Genomic DNA, 19,460 nt, shown 5'->3' with positions numbered 1-19,460 from the left:
CCCGGCTACAGCTGCGCGTCGATGAACTCGATGATCGCCGCCGCCACCTCGCGGTGCACGTTCTCGTTGAGGATGTCGTGGCGGCCGGCGAACTCCTGCAGCTGCAGCGGATCGATCTGCTCGGCATACGCCCGGACCGCGCCGATCGAGGCGATCGGATCGGCGGTACCGTGCACCGCCAGCGTCGGCACCTCGAGCCCCGGCAGGTCCGCGCCGAATCTGTCCCAGCCGCGGTCGAGTTCGCGGGCCAGCGCTGTGGTGTCGGCGTCGACGAACGCGAGCGGATCGTTCTCCAGCGTGTCCAGATAGAACGGGTCGGCCGACAGCCAGTCCGGGTCCAGGTGCACGGACGTGTCGGCATCGAGTAGTTCGGCGACGGGCACGAGCGGCGCGCCGGAGATCACCGCGGCGGCCGCCCGGGCGTCGCCGCCGAGCAGGCGGAACAGGGTGACGATCGCGCCGAACGAGTGGCCCTGCGCGATCACCGGCACACCGGACTCGGCGGCCAGCGCGGTCAGCGAATCGGCGAGGGCGGAGCTGTCCTCGATCGAGCCGAAGTCACCACGGTCGCCCGGGCTCAGGCCGTGGCCGAACTGATCGACCGCCCACAGGTCGATGCCCGCGGCATTCAGCGCGAAGCCGTAGCGGTGGTAGACGCCGGTGTGCTCGCCGAAGCCGTGCAGGAACACGACCGCGGCCCGAGGCTCGTCGGTCGCCCAGTGCCGGTAGTACGCGCGGCCGCGCTCGTGGTCGAGGAAGGGCATGGCTGACTGCACCACGCGCGCAACTGCAGGCGCAAGGTGTCGTCAATGCCGCTGCGCCGTGTCGAGGATCAGTTGCACCGTTTCTTGCGGTCGGTCCCAGTGCGGAAAGTGCCCGCAGTCGTCGAACCAGTGCATCGTGGCATCCGGGAAGCACTCCTGGGCGCGGGCGGCCTGGCTCGGTGGCGTCACCCGATCATTGCGACCCCAGCCGATCACCACCGGAGCCCGCAGCGTTCCGGTGGGTGTCCCCTGCTGTTTCGGCCCGTGTACCAGAGCATGCATCGCCGCATCCAGGCTCGGGGAGCGCTTGAACGCCCGCAATTCGGTGCGCACCAGGTCGGCGGGCAGGCGCCAGGGCTTGGCGGAGAACTGCAGCAGCAGCGCCGTGCGGGTCAACGGGGTGGCGGCCAACGCTGGGATGAGTGGGTCGATGGCGCGCACCAGCTTCAGCGACGGGCCGACCGTCGCGCCGAACATCCGCACCTGGGCATCGGTCCAGAACCCGCCCGGGTTGAGCGCCACCACCGGACCACCGTGACCGCGCCGCGCCATCTCCAGTGCGATGCGGGCGCCCATCGAACTCCCGACAACGGTGACGTCGCCGAGGTTCTGTTCGACGACGAATTCCTGCACGGCGTCGGTCAGCGCGGCGACGGTGACCTCACCGGGTAACGGCGCGCTGTCGCCGAAGCCGGGCAGATCCACGGCGACGACCTCGTGCCCGGCGGCCAGCGCCGGGATGACGGGATCCCAGTTGTGCAGCTGCGAGATGCCGTGGACCAGCAACAGTGGGGGACCCGAGCCGTACCGACGAGAATGCATGGGGGTGGACTACCCACGCCGCCGGTCACGGCGGTGACGATCCTATGAACCTCCCAGCAGCACGTCGCGCTGCTCGGTGACGCGGGCGCGGATCGCGGTCACCACGGCCGAGACCTCGGGCCGGCGCATCGTCTCCGCCCGGGTCACCAGCCAGTAGCTCAGCCGGACGGCGACGGCGTCGGGCAGCACCCGCACCAGGTCGTCGTGGCGATCGGCCATGAAACACGGCAGCAGCCCGAGCCCGGCTGCCGCCCGGGTGGCCTCCACGTGGACGAACACGTTGGTCGACGTCACCGACTCCCGCATCGCCGGAGCGAAACTCGTGGCCACGTCCAGGTCGTCGACCTGCAACATCGAGTCGATGAAGTACACCAGCGGGTAGTCGGTCAACGCGTCGATGCCGCCGGGTGTCCCGTGCTCGGCCAGGTATGAGCGGGCGCCGTACAGCCCGAGGCAGTAGTCGCCGAGCCGGATCGCCTCGGCCCGGTGCACCTGCGGCTCGCCGACGACGACCTCGATGTCCAGCCCGGACCGCTGTTGGGTGACCCGCCGGGTCGCCGCGACGATCTCCACCGCCACCCGCGGGTGACGCCGCTGCACCTGGGCCGCGGCGGGTGCGGCGATGTAGGCGCTGAACCCGTCGGTCGCCGACAGGCGCACCACCCCCTCGAGCGCCCGCTCACCGCCGGGATCGGCCTCCAGCGAGCGCACCGCCGTCTCGACCGCTTCGGCCGCGGACAGCGCGGCTCTGCCCAGGTCGGTGAGTTCCCAGCCGCCGGCCACCCGGGTCAGCACACGCCCGCCCATCGACTGTTCGAGCGCGGCGATCCGCCGCGAGATGGTGGTGTGGTTGAGTCCCAGTTCCTCCGCCGCGGTGGTGTACCGGCCGGACCGTCCGACGGCCAGCAGCACCAACAGGTCGTCTGCGCTGGGACGGCGGCCGGGCACGCTCACGTCTGCAGTTTTGCAGATCGAAGCTGCAGATTTGACCATTGCGGCGATGTCTAGGTGCATGAATACTCACCTGCAGAGTGTGGCCGGTCACAGTGCGACCCCCCATATGTCCTGCGTCATGAACGGAGCGTGCGATGAGCGTGCAGGAACCGGTACAGCCGGACACCAGTCCTCCGAGCTCGATCACCCAGGGGTTGAAACGGGTCGTCGTGGCGTCGATGGCCGGCACCGTCGTCGAGTGGTACGAGTTCTTCCTCTACGGCACCGCCGCCACGCTGGTCTTCAACAAGATCTTCTTCTCCGAGACCACCAGTGAACTGAACGCGATCTTCCTGGCGTTCGCGACGTACGCCGTCGGCTTCGTCGCGCGACCGGTCGGCGGCGTGGTGTTCGGGCACTTCGGCGACAAGTACGGGCGCAAGAAGCTGTTGCAGTTCAGCCTGGTCCTGGTGGGCGCGGCGACATTCCTGATGGGCTGCCTGCCCACCTTCGGGCAGATCGGCTACTGGGCGCCGGGGCTGCTGGTGGCGCTCCGGTTCATCCAGGGCTTCGCCGTCGGCGGTGAGTGGGGCGGCGCTGTCCTTCTCGTCGCCGAGCACAGCCCCGACCGCCAGCGCGGGTTTTGGGCCAGTTGGCCACAGGCCGGCGTGCCTGTCGGCAACCTGCTGGCCACCGTGGTGCTGCTGGTGCTCACCACGACGCTGCCGGACTCCGCCTTCCTGTCCTGGGGCTGGCGCGTGGCGTTCTGGCTGTCCGCGGTCGTGGTGCTGGTCGGTTACTACATCCGGACCAAGGTCACCGACGCCCCGATCTTCCTTGCCGCCCAGCAGGAGGTCGAGCGGGTCAAGGCCACCTCCTTCGGTGTGCTCGAGGTCCTGAAGCGTTACCCGCGTGGTGTTTTCACCGCGATGGGCCTGCGCTTCGGCGAGAACATCATGTACTACCTGGTGGTCACCTTCTCCATCACCTACCTCAAGACGCAGGTGGGCGCGGACACCACGTCGATCCTCTGGTACCTGCTGGTGGCCCACGCGGTGCACTTCGCGGTGGTGCCGCTGGTCGGCTGGCTGTCCGACCGCTACGGCCGCCGGCCGGTGTACATGGTCGGCGCGGTCACCGGCGCCACCTGGGGGTTCTTCGCCTTCCCGATGATGAACAGCGGGAACTACGTCATCGTCACGGCGGCGGTCACCATCGGTCTGGTGTTCCACGCGTTGATGTACGCCCCGCAGCCGGCGATCATGGCCGAGATGTTCCCGACACGGATGCGCTATTCCGGTGTGTCCCTGGGCTATCAGGTCACGTCGATCGTCGCGGGCTCGCTCGCGCCGCTCATCGCGGTCAAGCTGCTCGACATCTACGGTTCCGCGGTGCCCGTCGCGATCTACCTGGCCGCGGCGTGCGCCATCACCCTCGTCGCGGTGCTCTTCACCAGGGAGACCCGGGGCATCGACCTCGAGTCGCTCGACGAGGCGGACCGCGCGGACCTCGCCCGCGAAGCCGAGGCTGCCCGCCGATGACGGATCTCGATGGGCGCACCGCCCTCGTCACCGGCGGCGCGAGCGGCATCGGCGCGGCCTGCGCGCGCGAACTGGCCGCCAGGGGCGCCGCGGTCACCGTCGCCGACCTCGACGACGTCGCCGCGAAGGCGGTCGCCGACGAGATCGGCGGAAAGGCTTGGGCCGTAGACCTTTCCGACGTCACCGCACTCGAGGACCTGAAGCTCGACGTCGACATCCTGGTGAACAACGCCGGCGTGCAGCACGTCAGCCCGATCACCGACTTCCCGCCCGAGAAGTTCCGCTTCATCCTCACGCTCATGGTGGAGGCGCCGTTCCTGCTGGTTCGGGCGGCGCTGCCGCACATGTACGACGGGGGTTTCGGGCGGATCGTCAACATCTCGTCGGTGCACGGCCTGCGGGCGTCGGAGTTCAAGTCCGCCTACGTCACCGCCAAGCACGCACTCGAGGGTCTGTCGAAGGTGACGGCGCTCGAGGGCGGTCCGCGCGGGGTGACCAGCAACTGCGTCGACCCGGGCTACGTGCGTACCCCCCTGGTCACGAAACAGATAGCCGATCAGTCCAAGGCGCACGGCATCGCGGAGGATGAGGTGGTGACACAGATACTCCTCAAGGAGGCCGCGATCAAACGCCTCGTCGAACCCGGCGAGGTGGCCTCGCTGGTGGGTTGGCTCACCGGGCCGCAGGCCGGCATGGTCACCGGCGCCTCGTACACGATGGACGGCGGGTGGAGCGCACGATGACCGACGTGCCCGATGTGATCGAACCGCAGTGGGTGCCCACTGACCGGGATGTCGCCGAGTCCACCATCACCGACTTCGCCGGTTTCGTGGCTGCGCGCACGGGGCACGACATGCCCGACTACCAGACCCTGTGGCAGTGGTCGGTCGACGACCTGGGCGGCTTCTGGTCGGCGCTGTGGGAGTACTTCGACCTCGGCGACGCACCGGCCGAGGTCCTCGCCGACGACGAGATGCCCGGTGCGCAATGGTTTCCCGGCACCCGCTGCAACTACGTCGACCAGGTCAGGCGGCAGGCCCGCGGTGAGCGCACCGCCATCATCCACGTCGACGAGGACGGCCACGGCACCGACATGTCGTGGGACGAACTGCTGGGTCGCGCAGCGGCGTTCGCGCAGACGCTGCGCGACCTCGGCGTCGGTCCCGGTGACCGCGTCGCCGGATACCTGCCCAACGTCCCCGAGGCCGTGGTGGCATTCCTGGCGACGGCGGCGATCGGCGCCGTCTGGAGCGCCTGCGGCCAGGACTACACCGCACGGGCCGCGCTCGACCGCCTCGGCCAGCTCGAGCCGACGGTGCTCGTCGCCGCCGACGGCTACCGGTTCAACGGCAAGGTCCACGACAAGCGCGACGAGATCACCGCGCTGCGCGCCGGGCTGCCGACATGCAAGGCCGCCGTGCTGGTACCGCGCCTCGGTCTCGACGCCCCGGACGACTGGCTGGACTGGGCCGCCGTCAGCGCCCCCGGCGATGCGGAACTGAGCACCGAGCAGGTCGAGTTCGGCCACCCGCTGTGGGTGCTGTACTCCTCGGGCACCACCGGCCTGCCGAAGGGCATCGTGCACGGGCACGGCGGCGTGCTGGTGGAGCATCTCAAAGCCGTTGCGCTGCAGTCCGACATCGGTGCTGACGATGTGTTCTTCTGGTACACCAGCCCGAGCTGGATGATGTGGAACTACCAGGTGGCCGGCCTGCTCGTGGGGGCGACCATCATCTGCTACGACGGCAGCCCCACGTGTCCGACGCCCGACGCGCTGTGGGCGGTTGCGGCCCGGTTCGGCGTGACCGTTCTCGGCACCAGTCCCGGTTACGTGCTGGCATGCGCCAAGGCCGGGGCGGTGCCTCGCCGCGACCACGACCTCTCGGCACTCAAGACGGTCGGCATCACCGGATCGTCGCTGCCGGCGTCATCGTCGATGTGGTTGCACGACAACGTCGGTGAGCATGTACAGGTGTCGTCGATCAGTGGCGGCACCGACGTGGTGTCGGCCTTCGCCGGCGGGGTGCGCACGGTGCCGGTGTGGCCGGGCGAGCTGTCGGCGCCGTTCCTCGGGGTCGCGCTCGACGCCTGGGACGAGTCCGGTGAGCCCGTCCGCGGCGAGGTCGGCGAGCTCGTCATCACCAAGCCGATGCCGTCGATGCCGGTGTCGTTCTGGAACGACGACGACGGAAGCCGTTACCGCGACGCCTATTTCGAGATGTACCCGGGGGTGTGGCGGCACGGCGACTGGATCACCCGCACCGAGCGGGGCAGCATCGTGGTGCACGGCCGCTCGGACTCGACCCTCAACCGGCACGGGATCCGGATGGGCAGCGCCGACATCTACCAGGCCGTCGAGGGGCTGCCCGAGATCGCCGAGGCGCTGGTGATCGGCGTCGAACAATCCGACGGCGGCTACTGGATGCCGCTGTTCGTCACCCTCGCCGACGGCGGTGAACTCACCGACGACCTGCGCGCCACGATCAAGGACACCATCCGCGCCGACGTGTCACCGCGCCACGTGCCGGACCAGATCGTGCTCGCGCCCGGCATTCCGCACACCCGCACCGGCAAGAAGCTGGAGGTGCCGGTCAAGAAGCTGTTGCAGGGCGCCGATCCGGCCAAGGTGGTCAACCCGAGTGCGGTCGACGACCCGGCGCTGCTGCAGTGGTACGCGCAGCAGAAGCCCTAGCGTCCGGCCAGCCACGGCCCGATCCGGCGCAGCGCCTCGGTGATGTCTGCGGTGGGCCCGGCAAAGGAGAGCCGGACGAACGAGCCGCCGTGCACGGTGTCGAAGTCGATTCCCGGTGCGATCGCGACACCGGTGTCCGCCAACAGCTTCGAGCAGAACGACATCGAGTCGGTGGTGTAGTCGGACACGTCGGCGTAGACGTAGAACGCGCCGTCGGTGGGGGCGACCCGGTCGACGCCGACCTGCCGCAGGCCGTCGAGCAGTAGCCGCCGGTTGTCGGCGTAGTGCCGTAGCAGGCCGTCGGACTCCGCGATCGATCCGGGGGTGAAGGCGGCGACGGCCGCGTGCTGGGCCAGCGCCGGCGGGCAGATGGTGAAGTTGCCCGTCAGCCGGTCGACGGCGCGCCGGAGTTCCTCGGGCACCAGCAGCCAGCCCAGCCGCCATCCCGTCATCGCGAAGTACTTCGAGAAGCTGTTCACCACCACGGCATCTCGCGATGTCTGCCAGGCGCAGCTGGTGGCGGGGGCGCCTTCGTACACCAGCCCGTGGTACACCTCGTCGCTGATCAACCGCACGCCTGAGGTGGCGCACCACGAGGCGATGGCCGCGAGTTCGTCGGGGGGGATCACGGTTCCGGTGGGGTTGGCCGGGCTGGCCACGATGACGCCCTGCACCGGCGGATCGAGATCGGCGAGCTGGCGGGCGGTGGGCTGGAACCGGGTGTCCGGCCCGCACGGGATCTCGACCACCTCGCAGCCCAGCGCCGAGAGGATGTTGCGGTAACAGGGGTAGCCGGGGCTGGCGATCGCGACCCGGTCCCCGACGTCGAAGCACGCCAGGAAGGTCAGCAGGAAGCCGCCAGACGAGCCGGTGGTGATCACCACGTCGTCGGGCTGAACCGCAAGGCCGTACCGGTCGTCGTAGCGCTGTGCGATCGCGGCCCGCAGTTCCGGGATGCCCAGTGCGACGGTGTAGCCGAGCTGGTTGCCCTGCAGTGCGGCCACGGCCGCCTCGCGCACCGCCGTCGGAGCGCCGGCACTGGGCTGACCCGCCGACAGGTTCACCAGGTCGCCGTGCGAACGCTGCCGTTGCGCGGCGGCCAGCCAGACGTCCATCACGTAGAAGGGCGGGATGCCTGCCCTCAGTGCCACCCGGTCACCCATGGCGCCAGGCTACTGAAGCGGGTTGCGGTGCTTGCGCGAGGCGGCCGAGCGGGGCGGCCGGTCGCGCATGTGGTCGCGGACCCGGCTCATCAGATCACCGAGGGTCTGCACGTCGGCATCGTCGAGCGCGCCGTAGAGCAGGTCGCGTACCACCTCGATGTGACCGGGCAGGACCTTGGCCACCCGGGTCCGGCCCGTCCGGGTGATGGCGACGACCGTCGCCCGCTGGTCGTGCGGGCTCGCGGTGCGGGTGATCAGCCCCGCCTTTTCCAGCAGGCCGGCCTGATGGGTGAGGCCGCTGCGGCTGTAGACCACACCGTCGGCCAGTTCGGTCATGGTGAGTGGTCGTTCGGCGTCGACCAGCGTGGCCAGCACCTCGAACTGCACGTAGCTCAGGTCGCCTTCGGCCTGCAGCTGCTGGCGCACGGCGTACTGCAGCAGGCTCACCGCCTCGGTGAGGGCGAAGTAGGTCCGCATCTGTGCGGGCCCGAGGGGTTCGGCCATGGCACCAGCCTAGTGTTTCGAGCTCGAAGCAAGTTCTCCGATGCGGGAATGTTTCGTGTTCGAAGCAAGTTACTCGGAGTGCAACTGCTTCGATATCGAAGCACCCGACAGAGGAGGGCATCATGAAGGCAGCGATCTACCACCGGTACGGCGACAGCGGGGTCTTGCGGTATGAGGACCTGCAACGACCGGCGCCGGGCGCCGGGGAGGTTCTCGTCGAGGTCGCCGCGACGTCGTTCAACCCGGTCGACGCGGGCATCCGGGGCGGCTACCTGTCCCAGGTGTACGCGATCACGTTCCCGCACACGCCGGGCATCGACGTCGCGGGCACCATCGCCGAACTCGGCGACGGAGTGGACGGCTGGCACGTCGGCGACGCCGTGGTGGGCATGCTGGCACTCGATGCCGACGGAGCCGCCGCGGAGTACGTCGTCGCGCCGGCCGAGGCACTGACCGCCGCGCCGCGCTCGGTACCCCTGGCCGACGCCGCGGCACTGCCCACGGTCGGCCTGACGGCCTGGCAGGCACTGTTCGAGATCGCCGGACTCGAGGCCGGGCAGACGATCCTGATCAACGGTGCGGGCGGAGCGGTCGGCGGTTACGCCGTCCAGCTCGCCAAGCGCGCCGGGGCGATCGTCACCGCGACCGCATCCGCGCGCAGCGCCAACCGGCTGCGCCATTATGGCGTCGACCGGCTGATCGATCACATCGATTACGCCGCAACACCTCTCGCCGTCGACGGACAGCCGTTCGACGTCGTGCTCAACCTGGTCAGCACCTCACCGGAGGAGACGGCGGCGCTGGTGAGCGTGGTCGCGGACGGTGGATTCCACGTCGGCACGATGGCGTCAGGGGAGGACAATCCCCGGGTGCGCACGCAGCGGGTCTTCGTCCGCAGCGACGCAGCCCAACTCGCCGGCCTCGTGGCCCGTGTCGACGCCGGCGAGCTGCACATCGACGTCGCCGATCGCCGCCCGCTGGCCGAGGCCGCCGCGGTGCACGACGAGTCCGACGCCGGGCGGCTGCCCGGCAAGACCCTCCTGATCCCCGGCGCATAGTGATTTCGGCACGGAAACGATCGCTCAGCGAACGTTTCCGCGCCGAAATCGCTACAGGACCTGGGACTCGAGGCGACGCAGGTGTTCGCGCGGCGGGCCGAGCAGCTGTGCGCTGCCGTGGGCGCGCTTGAAGTAGAGCTGGATGTCGTGTTCCCAGGTGATCGCGATGCCGCCGTGCATCTGGATCGCCTCGCCGGCCACCGCGCTGAACGCCTCGCTCGCGGTGAACCGGGCCAGTGCGGCCGACGTGGCCGACGGCTCGGCGATCGCCTCGGTCACCATGGCCCGCGCCGACTGCACCAGCACGTAGAGGTCGGCCATCCGGTGCTTGAGCGCCTGGAAACTGCCGATCGGCCTGCCGAACTGCACCCGGTCCTTGGTGTAGGCGACGGTCAGATCCAGACATCGAGCCGCTGCGCCGATCTGCTCGGCGGCCAGCAGCAGCGCGGCGATGTCGGCCAGTCCCGGGTCGGCGCCGAGGTCCGCATCGGCCCGGCCCTGCACGCGTGCCAGCCGGCGCGTCGGGTCCATCGTCACGTGCGCCTCGGCGGACACATCCGTCCAGCGCACGAGCCGCTCACCGTCGACGGCGATCACCACGTCGGCGACGTCGCCGTTCACCACGTACTCCGGGTCGAACACCACCGCGCCGATGCGGGTGCCCTCGGCCAGCCCCTCGAGGGCGTCGGTGTCGGGTTCGTCGGCGGCGAGCAGCGCCAGTTCGGCCAGGGTCGTGCCCAGCAGCGGCGTCGGCACCAGGGCCCGGCCCAGTTCCTCGATCACCACCGCCGCGTCTTCCAGTTCACCGCCTGCGCCGCCGAGCTCCTCGGGCACCACCAGCGCGGCCGCACCGACCTGCTCGCACAACAGCTTCCACAGCGCCTCGTCGTAACCGCGGTCGGACGCCATCGCCTCGCGCACCGCGGCGGGGGAGGCGTGCTTGTCCACCAGTGCGGCGACGGTGTCGCGCAGCAGTTCCCGCTCTTCACTCATGCGCCGGCCCCCTCTGTCAGTGCCTCCAGCACACGCCTGCGGTGCCACGCCGGGTCGCCCCACGCCGAGCGCAGTGCCTGCACCCGCAGCAGCCACAGCGACAGGTCGTGTTCGTGGGTGAAGCCGATCGCCCCGTGGGTCTGCAGCGCCGATCGCGCGGCCAGCAGCGCGGCGTCGGATGCGGCGGCCTTGGCGGCGCTGACGTCGCGGGCGGTGTCCGGTGAACCGTCGGCGAGCGACAGGGCCGCGCCGTAGACGAGGGGGCGGGCCAGTTCGACGGCGATGAGCACGTCGGCCAGCTTGTGCTTGATCGCCTGGTACGAACCGATCGCACGGCCGAACTGGTGACGCTGCTTGGCGTACTCCACCGACTGGTCGAGCATCGCCTGGCCGGCGCCGACCAACTGAGCCGCGGTGGCCAGCGCACCGAACTCGTAGGCGCGGGCGACGTCGGCGGGGCGGGACTCTCCGGAGGCATTGACGTCGAACAGCTTTCGTGCCGGGTCCACCGACTCGTGCGGTGCGCCTGCGGACCCGTCACGCACGCCGTCGTCGTCGGCGAACAGCACCAGTCCCGCGGTGTCGGCATCGACGGCCCGCGGCACTAGCGGCGGCAGCGCGACGGTCGCGATCAGCTCACCGGACGCCAGTGCGGCGCTGCGCTCGTCGCCGGCCAGTAGCACCGGGGCCACCGCGATGGACTCGGTGACCGGCCCCGGCACACACCAGCGGCCCAGCCGCTCGGCGGCCACCACGAGATCGACCGGGTGGGCGTCGATGCCGTCGAACTCCTCGGCGACCAGCAGCGCGGTGACGCCCAGGTCAGCCAGCTGCGCCCACACCTTGCGGCCGGGCCCGGCGTCTCCGGCGGCCCAGGCGCGCACCGCACCCGGTACGTCGGCCGCCCCGAGCGCCGCGTCGATGCTGGCTGCGAAATCCCGCTGCTGCTCGTCGATCTCGAAGTTCATTTGGCCTGCCCTTTCGGCTCGCGGGGCAGACCCAGCAGCCGCTCGGCGATGATGTTGCGCTGGATCTCGTTGGTGCCCGCATAGATCGGCCCGCCGAGCGCGAACAGCAGTCCGTCGGTCCACGACTCGGCGAGTTCGGCGTCGGGGCCGCGCAGGTCGAGCGCGGTCTGGTGCAGCTCGACGTCGAGGTCGGACCAGAACACCTTGGTGACCGACGATTCCGCGCCCAGCTCACCGCCACCGGCGACGCGGGTCACGGTGCCGAAGGTGTGCAGCCGGTAGGCCTGCGCCTTGATCCAGGCGTCGGCCACCCGGTCGGCGACCTCCGAGGGGCGCCCACGCTCAGTCCATTCCGAGACCAGTCGTTCGGCCGGCGCCAGGAACCGCGCCGGGCTGCGCAGCGACATGCCCCGTTCGTTGCTCGACGTGCTCATCGCGGCCCGCCAACCGTCGTTCACCTCACCGATCACGTCGGCGTCGGGCACGAAGACGTCGTCGAGGAAGATCTCGCCGAACCCGGTGTCGCCGCCGAGCTGGACGATCGGCCGCACGGTGACGCCGTCGGCCTTCAGGTCGAACATCACGTAGGTGAGGCCCTTGTGGCGTTGCGCCTCGGGGTCGGAGCGGAACAGCCCGAACGCCCTGTCGCCGAACGGCGCCCGCGAACTCCAGATCTTCTGCCCGTTGAGCAGCCAGCCCCCGTCGGTGCGCGTCGCCGTCGAGCGCAGTGAGGCCAGGTCGCTGCCCGACTCGGGCTCCGACCAGGCCTGCGCCCAGATCTCCTCACCGCTGGCCATCTTCGGCAGGATGCGATCGAGCTGTTCGGCGGTGCCGTGCGCGAATAGTGTCGGGGCCAGCATCGAGGTGCCGTTGGCGCTGGCCCGGCCCGGCGCACCGGCGCGGAAGTACTCCTCCTCGTAGACCACCCACTGCAGCAGCGAGGCGTCCCGGCCGCCGTACCGCTCGGGCCAGGTGATCACCGACAAGCCTGCGTCGAACAGCACCTTGTCCCACTGCCGGTGCTGCGCGAAACCCTCGGCGTTGTCGTAGGACGTCGTCGGGAACGCATCGCGATGCGCCGCGAGGAACTCGCGCACCTCCGCGCGGAAGTCCTCGGCGGAGTCGTCGAATGTCAGGTCCATTCAGGCTTCTTCCTTCTCGGACATCCCCCGGAGCGCAGGCTTGACCACCTTGCCTCCTGGATTGCGAGGCAGCGCTTCGAGGAACTCCACCGATCGTGGTGTCTTGAAGTTGGCGAGATGTTCACGGGCGTGGGCGATCACGGTCTGCGCGTCGAGCGTGACGCCGGGCTTGGCGACGACGAACGCCTTGCCGACCTCGCCGAGCCGCTCGTCGGGTACGCCGATCACTGCGGACTCGGCCACCCCGTCGAGGCGCGCCAGCACCTGTTCGATCTCGGCGGGGTAGACGTTGAACCCGCCGCAGATGTACATGTCCTTGAGCCGGTCGGTGATCCGCAGGTTGCCCGCCGCATCGACGGTGCCGATATCGCCCGTGTGCAGCCAGCCGTCGGTGTCGATCGCCGCCGCGGTCGCCTCGGGGTCGTCCAGGTAGCCGAGCATCACGTTCGGGCCACGCAGCAGCACCTCACCTTCAGGTCCCTCGCCGTCGATGCGCAGTTCGAAGTCGGCGATCGGCCGTCCGCAGGTGTTGGCGACGGTGACCGCGTCGTCGTCGGCCCGGCACATGGTGCCGAAGCCGCTGGCCTCGGTGAGCCCGTAGCCGGTGAGCACGATGTCGATGTCGAGTTCGGCCTGCATGCGCTCGATCAGCACCACCGGCACGACGGCCGCGCCGGTGACCGCGAAGCGAAGCGAGCTCAGGTCGTGCTCGGCGCGGCGGGGGTGGTCGAGCAGCGACTGGTAGATCGTCGGCGGTCCGGGCAGCACGGTGATGCGGTGTTCCGCCACGGCGGCCATCGCCCGTTCGGGATCGAACGTCAGCTGCGGGATCAGCGTCGCGCCGGTCTGCAGGCAGGCGAGGATGCCCGCCTTGTAGCCGAAGTTGTGGAAGAACGGGTTGATGCACAGGTAGCGGTCGGCGCTGGTCAGCTCTCCGCAGGCGGCCCACGCGGCGGGTGCGTCGAGGGACTGCCGGTGGGCGCACAGCGCGCCCTTGCTGCGGCCGGTGGTTCCCGAGGTGAACAGGATGTCGGACACGTCGTCGGGCCGGACGGCGGCGGCGCGGGCGTCGACCGCCGCGAGGTCGGTACCGCGGGCGACGAAGTCGTCCCAGGTGCCGTCGGCCTTGTCGACGGGCACCCGCACGATGTGCCGCAGTGCGGGCAGATCCGCACCGTCCAGCGATGCCGCCTTGTCGACGCCGAGGAACTCTCCCGAGGCGAACAGCAGCGGTGCGCCGGTGCGGCCGAGGACGTCGGCGGCCTCACTGGCGGTGTAGCGGGTGTTGAGCGGGACGACGACGCCGCCGGCGTAGTGGGTGGCGAGGCAGGCCACCACCCAGTGCCAGGTGTTGGGGGACCAGATCGCGACGCGGTCGCCGGATGCGACGCCGAGGTCGATCATGGCCGCGGCCGCGCGGCGGACCTCGTCCCTCAATTGGGCGTAGGTGATCCGCCGGTCGTCGGTGACCAGCGCGTCGTGGTCGGCGAACTGGTCGGCGATCCGGTCGAGAACCTGGGGAATGGTCCTGCCGTCGGACCGGTCTTGCCCGCCGGGCGTCGTCATCGATGCTCCTCTAACAAAGCAAGTGCTTGGTAGGTTAGCCTACAGGGGTGATAGAGGTCCAGGAGTTCCGGGCCGAGGTCCGGCAGTGGCTCAGCGACAATCTGGTCGGTGACTTCGCCGCGCTCAAAGGCCTCGGCGGCCCCGGCCGCGAGCACGAGGCCTTCGAGGAACGGTTGGCGTGGAACCGCCGTCTCGCCGAGGCCGGCCTGACGTGCCTGGGCTGGCCGGAGGAGCACGGCGGCCGCGGCCTGACGGTGGCGCACCGGGTGGCGTTCTACGAGGAGTACGCGATCGCCAACGCGCCGGCCAAGGTCAACCACCTCGGTGAGGAACTGCTCGGCCCGACGCTGATCGCCTACGGCACCCCCGAGCAGCAGCAGCGCTTCCTGCCCAGGATCCTCGACGTCACCGAACTGTGGTCGCAGGGCTACTCCGAGCCGGGCGCGGGCAGCGATCTGGCCAACGTGTCGACCACCGCCGAGCTGGACGGCGACCAGTGGGTCATCAACGGCCAGAAGGTGTGGACGTCGCTCGCGCACTGGGCGCAGTGGTGCTTCGTCATCGCCCGCACCGAGAAGGGCTCCAAGCGTCACGCCGGCCTGTCCTATCTGCTCGTGCCGCTCGACCAGCCGGGTGTCGAGATTCGGCCGATCATCCAGCTCACCGGCGATTCTGAGTTCAACGAGGTGTTCTTCGACGACGCCCGTACCGACGCCTCGATGGTGGTCGGCGAGCCGGGGGACGGCTGGCGGGTGGCCATGGGCACGCTGACGTTCGAACGCGGCGTCTCGACGCTGGGCCAGCAGATCGAGTACGCCCGTGAGCTGTCCGCGCTGGCCGAGGTGGCCAAGCGCACCGGCGCGGCCGACGACCCGCTGATCCGGGAGCGGCTGACCCGCGCGTGGGTCGGCCTGCGCACGATGCGGTCGTTCGCGCTGGCGACCATGGACGTGGAGCAGCCCGGGCAGGATTCCGTCTCGAAGTTGTTGTGGGCCAACTGGCATCGTGACCTCGGCGAGCTGGCGATGGAGATCGTGGGCGGCGAGGGACTGGCGCTGCCCGGCGGCGAGTTCGACGAGTGGCAGCGGCTGTACCTGTTCTCCCGCTCGGACACGATCTACGGCGGGTCGAACGAGATCCAGCGCAACATCATCGCCGAGCGGGTGCTCGGCCTACCGCGGGAGCCAAAGGGAACATGACGCTGACCGAAGCGCCGAAGGAGATCGACGGGCACGGACTGCTGGCAGGCAGGGTGGTGGTGGTCACCGCCGCGGCGGGTACCGGCATCGGATCGGCGGTCGCCCGCCGGGCGCTGGCCGAGGGCGCCGACGTCGTGGTCTCCGACTACCACGAACGCCGGCTCGGGGAGACGCGCGACGAACTCGCCGCACTCGGGCTCGGCCGCGTCGAAGCTGTGGTCTGCGACGTGACGTCGACCGCGGCCGTCGATGCGCTGATCAGCACCGCGGTCGAGAAGATGGGCCGGATCGACGTCCTGGTCAACAACGCCGGGCTGGGCGGTCAGACACCGGTGGTCGACATGGACGACGACGAATGGGACCGCGTGCTGAACGTGACCCTGACGTCGGTCATGCGGGCCACCCGCGCGGCACTGCGGTACTTCCGTGACGCCCCGCACGGCGGTGTCATCGTCAACAACGCCAGCGTGCTCGGTTGGCGCGCACAGCACTCGCAGTCCCACTACGCCGCGGCCAAGGCCGGGGTGATGGCGCTGACCCGTTGCAGCGCAATCGAAGCCGTGGAGTTCGGCGTGCGCATCAACGCGGTGTCGCCGAGCATCGCGCGGCACAAGTTCCTGGAGAAGACCAGTTCCTCGGAGCTGCTGGACCAGCTGGCCGGCGGCGAGGCCTTCGGCCGGGCCGCCGAACCATGGGAGGTTGCGGCCACCATCGCGTTCCTCGCCAGCGACTACTCCAGTTACCTGACCGGCGAGGTCATCTCGGTGTCCAGCCAGCGGGCGTAGCGAGCATCTCCACCGAATCTTCACAATCGCTGCCGGGAAGCCCCACAACCGGCCCCTACAGTCGGACGTGTGAAGCGCATCCTGGTGGTCGACGACGAGCCGACCATCCTGGCCCAGGTGGCCACCCGGCTGCGCGCTGAAGCCTTCACCGTGGTCACCGCGGTCGACGGGCCGTCGGCGGTGGCGACCGCCGCGGCCACCGCACCCGATCTGGTGGTGCTCGACGTGATGCTGCCCGGATTCGACGGGCTCGAGGTGTGCCGGCGGATCCAGGCCGAACGTCCCGTCCCGGTGCTGATGCTCACCGCCCGCAGCGACGAGACCGACATGCTCATCGGGCTGGGTGTCGGCGCCGACGACTACCTGACCAAACCGTTCAGCATGCGCGAGCTCGTCGCGCGGGTACGGGTGCTGCTGCGCCGGATGGACCGCGCCGGTGACGATCCGCAGCCGCTGCTGGTCGGCGACTGCCGCATCGACATGCAGGCACGGCGGGTGCACCGCGGGGACGACGAGATCCACCTGACCCGGACCGAATTCGACCTGCTGGCATTCCTCGTCGGCCGGCCGAGGGCCGTGGTGTCGCGCGACGTGCTGCTCGAGCAGGTGTGGGGCTGGGCCTCCGGGGTGGAGACCCGCACGGTGGACAGCCACGTGAAGGCGTTGCGTCGCAAGCTGGGTGCCGAACTGATCAGGACCGTGCACGGCGTGGGGTACGCACTGGAGACGCCGCGGTGACCGTCCGCGGCCGGGCCGTCGCCTTCTGGGAGCGACTGCCGAGGCCGTTGGACCCGTTCGCGTCCTTCAAGGTCAAGACGGGGCTGCTGGTGGCGGGCGCCATCACGCTGGCGTCGTTCACCTTCTGGATCGGCGCGAGTTGGCAGTTCCGGTATGCCCTGCTCGCCGCGCTGGTCACCGCCCTGGTGGTCACGCAGTTCCTCGCCCACGGGATGACGTCGCCGCTGCGGCAGATGACGGCCGCGGCGCGGGCGATGGCCCGCGGCGACTACAGCATCCGGGTGCGGGCCACATCGCGTGACGAGATCGGGCAGCTGGCAACGGCATTCAACCAGATGGCGGCTGACCTCGGTGCAGCTGACGAGTACCGGCGCGGTCTGATCGCCAACGTCTCACACGAGCTGCGGACGCCGATCACGGCGCTGCACGCGGTGCTGGAGAACGTGATCGACGGTGTAGCTCAACCCGACTCCGACACCATGCGGATGGCGTTGGCGCAGACCGAACGCCTCGGCGAGCTCGTCACCAACCTGCTCGACCTGTCGCGCGTCGAGGGCGGCGCGATCCCGTTGCGCCACGAGCGGTTCGACGTCGGCGCCTTCCTGCGCGACGCGGTCGCGCACGTGGCTGCGGGTCAGTCGATCGTCGAGGTGCGGGTGTCCCCGCCGACGCTGACCGCGGTCGCCGATCCGGCGAGGTTGCGGCAGGTGGTGGTCAACCTGGTGCAGAACGCGATCCGGCACAGCCCGCCGGGCGGCCGGGTGTCGGTGCTGGCGTGTGCGGCCGTGCCGTCGGGCATCCGGCTCGACGTGTGCGACGAGGGCCCCGGTATCCCGGCCGCCGAACGCGAGCGCGTCTTCCAGCGCTTCACCCGTGGTGCCACCTCCGACGGCGGCACCGGGCTGGGCCTGGCCATCGCCCGGTGGGCCGTCGAATTGCACGGCGGCGCCATCTCCGTCGCCGACGTCCGGGCGGGCTGCCGGATCAGCGTCACGATCCCCGAACCGACAGAACAGGTGCCCACATGACCTCAGGCATGACTCAGATGGTGCCCGGCATGCAGTTGATGCCGCCCCCGCCGCCGCTTCTCGGCCCGCTGCTGCCGCGCCACGGCGAGCCCGGTTGGTCGGTGTGGTCGCGCAAGGTCTGGCCGATCGACCCGCTGGCCGCGGCGCCGCCCCGGCTGCTGGCCGCCGCGCCGTTGGCGGCGCTGCTGGGCACCGCGCTGTGGCGTCCCTCGGTGCTGAGCATCGGCTACCTCGTGACCGGGCTGATCGTCTTCGGGGTGGTGTACGCGACGGCGCAGCGCAGACCCACCCGGCGGGAGTGGTGCGGCATCGCCCTGACGATGGCGCTGCTGACGGTGCCGGGAGTGCTCGCCGCGGACTGGCTGGGCGTGCTGTGCGTCATGGCCGCCTGGATCACCGGGTGGCTGACCATCGTCGGCGGACACACCTGGACCGCGGTCTTCACCGGACCGTTCGTACCGTGGGCCTCGCCGGCCCGGGTGCTGGGCTGGGTCCGGCGCGGTGCGAGTGGCTCGGTGGCGCACCGGCGGATCCCCGACATCGGCCGGGTGGCCGTGGTGGCGGGGGTGACTGTGGCCGTCGCCCTGGTCTTCGGCGGTCTGTTCGCGGCGGCCGACGTCGCGTTCGCGCACGTGCTGGGCAGCGTCACCCCGGCGCTGCAGGTCGACGAGTTCATCGCGCGCAGCGGTGTCTTCCTGATCGTCGCGGCGTTCGTGCTGGGCGGCGGCTACCTGCTGCGATTCCCGCCGCGGCTGGACGCGTTGGCGCCCGCGCCGGGAAAGCCGGTGCGGCGCTGGGAGTGGGCGGTGCCGCTCGCCGTGCTCGACGCGCTGTTCCTGGTGTTCGTCGCCGTGCAGGCGACGGTGCTGTTCGGTGGTCATGCCCACGTGCTGGAGACCGAGGGGCTGACCTACGCGGAGTACGCCCGGCAGGGATTCTGGCAGCTGCTCTGGGTGTCGGCGCTGACGCTGCTGGTGCTGGCCGCGGTGATCAGAGTGGCGGCCCGGGTGACCGACGCCGATCGCCGGGTGCTGCGGGTGCTGGTCGGAATCCTGTGCGCCACATCGGTGGTCGTCGTCATCTCGGCGATCCACCGGATGTGGCTTTACCAGGAGGCCTACGGGTTCAGCGTCCAGCGGCTGATGGTGATCACCATCGAGCTGTGGCTGGGCGCGGTGTTCCTGCTCGTCGCGGCAGCGGGTGTCCGGATGACGGCGCGGTGGCTGCCGCAGGCGGTGCTGGTGGCCGGTGTGCTGGCGCTGCTCGGGCTGGCGGCGCTCGACCCTGAACGGCTGATCGCCGACCGGAACATCGACCGCTTCGAGCGGACCGGTGAACTCGACGCCGAGTACCTGTCGACGCTGTCGTCGGACATCGACCCCGCGGTGCACCGGCTGCCCGAGCAGGTGCAGCTCTGCATTCCCTCGCCGCATCGCGACCCGGAGCCGTGGTACCTGTTCAACCTGTCCCGGTCGCGTGCGGACCGGCCGATGGACACCGATCGCCCGGAGCTGTGCCTCCAGTACGGGTGGGCTGACTACCGGTACTGACGGCGGACTCGACC

At 70.2% G+C, this 19,460-nt stretch carries 18 protein-coding genes; 9 read left to right on the top strand and 9 right to left on the bottom strand.

Features of this window, described 5'->3' with window-relative positions; genetic code table 11:
- Positions 1–5: 5 nt before the first annotated feature.
- The 3 genes from AB0K11_RS11585 to AB0K11_RS11575 are packed head-to-tail and all read right to left on the bottom strand — an operon-like array spanning position 6 to position 2,579.
- A complete protein-coding gene (locus AB0K11_RS11585) occupies positions 6–764 on the bottom strand; it encodes an alpha/beta fold hydrolase (protein ID WP_364976761.1) in 759 nt (252 codons plus the stop codon).
- 42 nt (positions 765–806) lie between these two features.
- Complete coding sequence (locus AB0K11_RS11580) at positions 807–1,586, bottom strand: alpha/beta fold hydrolase (protein ID WP_364976093.1); 780 nt, start codon at positions 1,584–1,586, stop codon at positions 807–809.
- Between the two features lie 42 nt (positions 1,587–1,628).
- Positions 1,629–2,579, bottom strand: coding sequence for a LysR family transcriptional regulator (locus AB0K11_RS11575; protein WP_364976091.1), 951 nt, complete (start codon positions 2,577–2,579; stop codon positions 1,629–1,631).
- Positions 2,580–2,674: 95 nt separating this feature from the next.
- On the opposite strand from AB0K11_RS11575, the gene AB0K11_RS11570 reads away from it, so the two are divergent.
- Genes AB0K11_RS11570 through AB0K11_RS11560 form a run of 3 tightly spaced genes read left to right on the top strand, consistent with a single transcriptional unit; the run spans position 2,675 to position 6,752 of the window.
- Positions 2,675–4,060 carry an MFS transporter gene (locus tag AB0K11_RS11570; protein WP_364976088.1) on the top strand — a complete coding sequence of 462 codons (1,386 nt, stop codon included), beginning with the start codon at positions 2,675–2,677 and terminating at the stop codon, positions 4,058–4,060.
- Positions 4,057–4,803 carry a 3-hydroxybutyrate dehydrogenase gene (locus tag AB0K11_RS11565; protein ID WP_364976085.1) on the top strand — a complete coding sequence of 249 codons (747 nt, stop codon included), beginning with the start codon at positions 4,057–4,059 and terminating at the stop codon, positions 4,801–4,803. Before AB0K11_RS11570 ends, AB0K11_RS11565 begins: the two co-directional genes overlap by 4 nt.
- A complete protein-coding gene (locus AB0K11_RS11560; protein ID WP_364976082.1) occupies positions 4,800–6,752 on the top strand; it encodes an acetoacetate--CoA ligase in 1,953 nt (650 codons plus the stop codon). The genes AB0K11_RS11565 and AB0K11_RS11560 overlap by 4 nt, the downstream gene beginning before the upstream one ends.
- On the opposite strand, the gene AB0K11_RS11555 is transcribed toward AB0K11_RS11560, so the two are convergent.
- Together AB0K11_RS11555 and AB0K11_RS11550 are read right to left on the bottom strand one after the other, a co-directional pair.
- A complete protein-coding gene (locus AB0K11_RS11555; RefSeq protein WP_364976078.1) occupies positions 6,749–7,915 on the bottom strand; it encodes a pyridoxal phosphate-dependent aminotransferase in 1,167 nt (388 codons plus the stop codon). The genes AB0K11_RS11560 and AB0K11_RS11555 overlap by 4 nt on opposite strands.
- A 9-nt stretch (positions 7,916–7,924) precedes the next feature.
- Entirely contained in the window at positions 7,925–8,419 is a 495-nt protein-coding gene (locus tag AB0K11_RS11550; RefSeq protein ID WP_364976076.1) for a MarR family transcriptional regulator, read from the bottom strand.
- Positions 8,420–8,541: 122 nt separating this feature from the next.
- Between AB0K11_RS11550 and AB0K11_RS11545 the strand changes: the two genes are divergently transcribed.
- On the top strand, positions 8,542–9,477 hold the full coding sequence (locus AB0K11_RS11545) for an NADP-dependent oxidoreductase (protein WP_364976074.1): 936 nt from the start codon (positions 8,542–8,544) through the stop codon (positions 9,475–9,477).
- Between the two features lie 51 nt (positions 9,478–9,528).
- On the opposite strand, the gene AB0K11_RS11540 is transcribed toward AB0K11_RS11545, so the two are convergent.
- The 4 genes from AB0K11_RS11540 to fadD3 are packed head-to-tail and all read right to left on the bottom strand — an operon-like array spanning position 9,529 to position 14,146.
- Complete coding sequence (locus AB0K11_RS11540; RefSeq protein WP_364976072.1) at positions 9,529–10,470, bottom strand: acyl-CoA dehydrogenase family protein; 942 nt, start codon at positions 10,468–10,470, stop codon at positions 9,529–9,531.
- Positions 10,467–11,438, bottom strand: coding sequence for an acyl-CoA dehydrogenase family protein (locus tag AB0K11_RS11535; protein WP_364976070.1), 972 nt, complete (start codon positions 11,436–11,438; stop codon positions 10,467–10,469). Before AB0K11_RS11535 ends, AB0K11_RS11540 begins: the two co-directional genes overlap by 4 nt.
- Positions 11,435–12,580 carry an acyl-CoA dehydrogenase family protein gene (locus AB0K11_RS11530; protein ID WP_364976066.1) on the bottom strand — a complete coding sequence of 382 codons (1,146 nt, stop codon included), beginning with the start codon at positions 12,578–12,580 and terminating at the stop codon, positions 11,435–11,437. The genes AB0K11_RS11535 and AB0K11_RS11530 overlap by 4 nt, the downstream gene beginning before the upstream one ends.
- The gene (fadD3, locus tag AB0K11_RS11525) at positions 12,581–14,146 is read right to left on the bottom strand and encodes a 3-((3aS,4S,7aS)-7a-methyl-1,5-dioxo-octahydro-1H-inden-4-yl)propanoate--CoA ligase FadD3 (RefSeq protein ID WP_364976064.1); all 1,566 of its coding nucleotides are present in this window, start codon (positions 14,144–14,146) and stop codon (positions 12,581–12,583) included.
- Between the two features lie 47 nt (positions 14,147–14,193).
- Here fadD3 and ipdE1 point away from each other — a divergent pair, with 47 nt between their 5' ends.
- From ipdE1 to AB0K11_RS11500, 5 genes are all read left to right on the top strand, one after another.
- Positions 14,194–15,345, top strand: a complete 1,152-nt coding sequence (gene ipdE1 / locus AB0K11_RS11520; RefSeq protein WP_364976061.1) for an acyl-CoA dehydrogenase IpdE1 — start codon at positions 14,194–14,196, stop codon at positions 15,343–15,345.
- Complete coding sequence (ipdF, locus tag AB0K11_RS11515) at positions 15,342–16,130, top strand: (5R,7aS)-5-hydroxy-7a-methyl-1-oxo-2,3,5,6,7,7a-hexahydro-1H-indene-carboxyl-CoA reductase (RefSeq protein ID WP_364976059.1); 789 nt, start codon at positions 15,342–15,344, stop codon at positions 16,128–16,130. The genes ipdE1 and ipdF overlap by 4 nt, the downstream gene beginning before the upstream one ends.
- A gap of 69 nt (positions 16,131–16,199) precedes the next feature.
- Positions 16,200–16,868: a response regulator transcription factor gene (locus AB0K11_RS11510; RefSeq protein ID WP_364976057.1), complete on the top strand. Its 669-nt coding sequence runs from the start codon at positions 16,200–16,202 to the stop codon at positions 16,866–16,868.
- Complete coding sequence (locus AB0K11_RS11505) at positions 16,865–17,896, top strand: HAMP domain-containing sensor histidine kinase (RefSeq protein ID WP_364976055.1); 1,032 nt, start codon at positions 16,865–16,867, stop codon at positions 17,894–17,896. The genes AB0K11_RS11510 and AB0K11_RS11505 overlap by 4 nt, the downstream gene beginning before the upstream one ends.
- Positions 17,893–19,446 carry a DUF4173 domain-containing protein gene (locus AB0K11_RS11500; protein ID WP_364976053.1) on the top strand — a complete coding sequence of 518 codons (1,554 nt, stop codon included), beginning with the start codon at positions 17,893–17,895 and terminating at the stop codon, positions 19,444–19,446. Before AB0K11_RS11505 ends, AB0K11_RS11500 begins: the two co-directional genes overlap by 4 nt.
- Positions 19,447–19,460: the final 14 nt, after the last annotated feature.

It is taken from the genome of Mycobacterium sp. NPDC050551, from assembly GCF_040674075.1.
Classification (GTDB): domain Bacteria; phylum Actinomycetota; class Actinomycetes; order Mycobacteriales; family Mycobacteriaceae; genus Mycobacterium.
The sequence above is the reverse complement of the archived record's forward strand: the minus strand, read 5'-3'. Positions and strand labels throughout refer to the sequence as shown.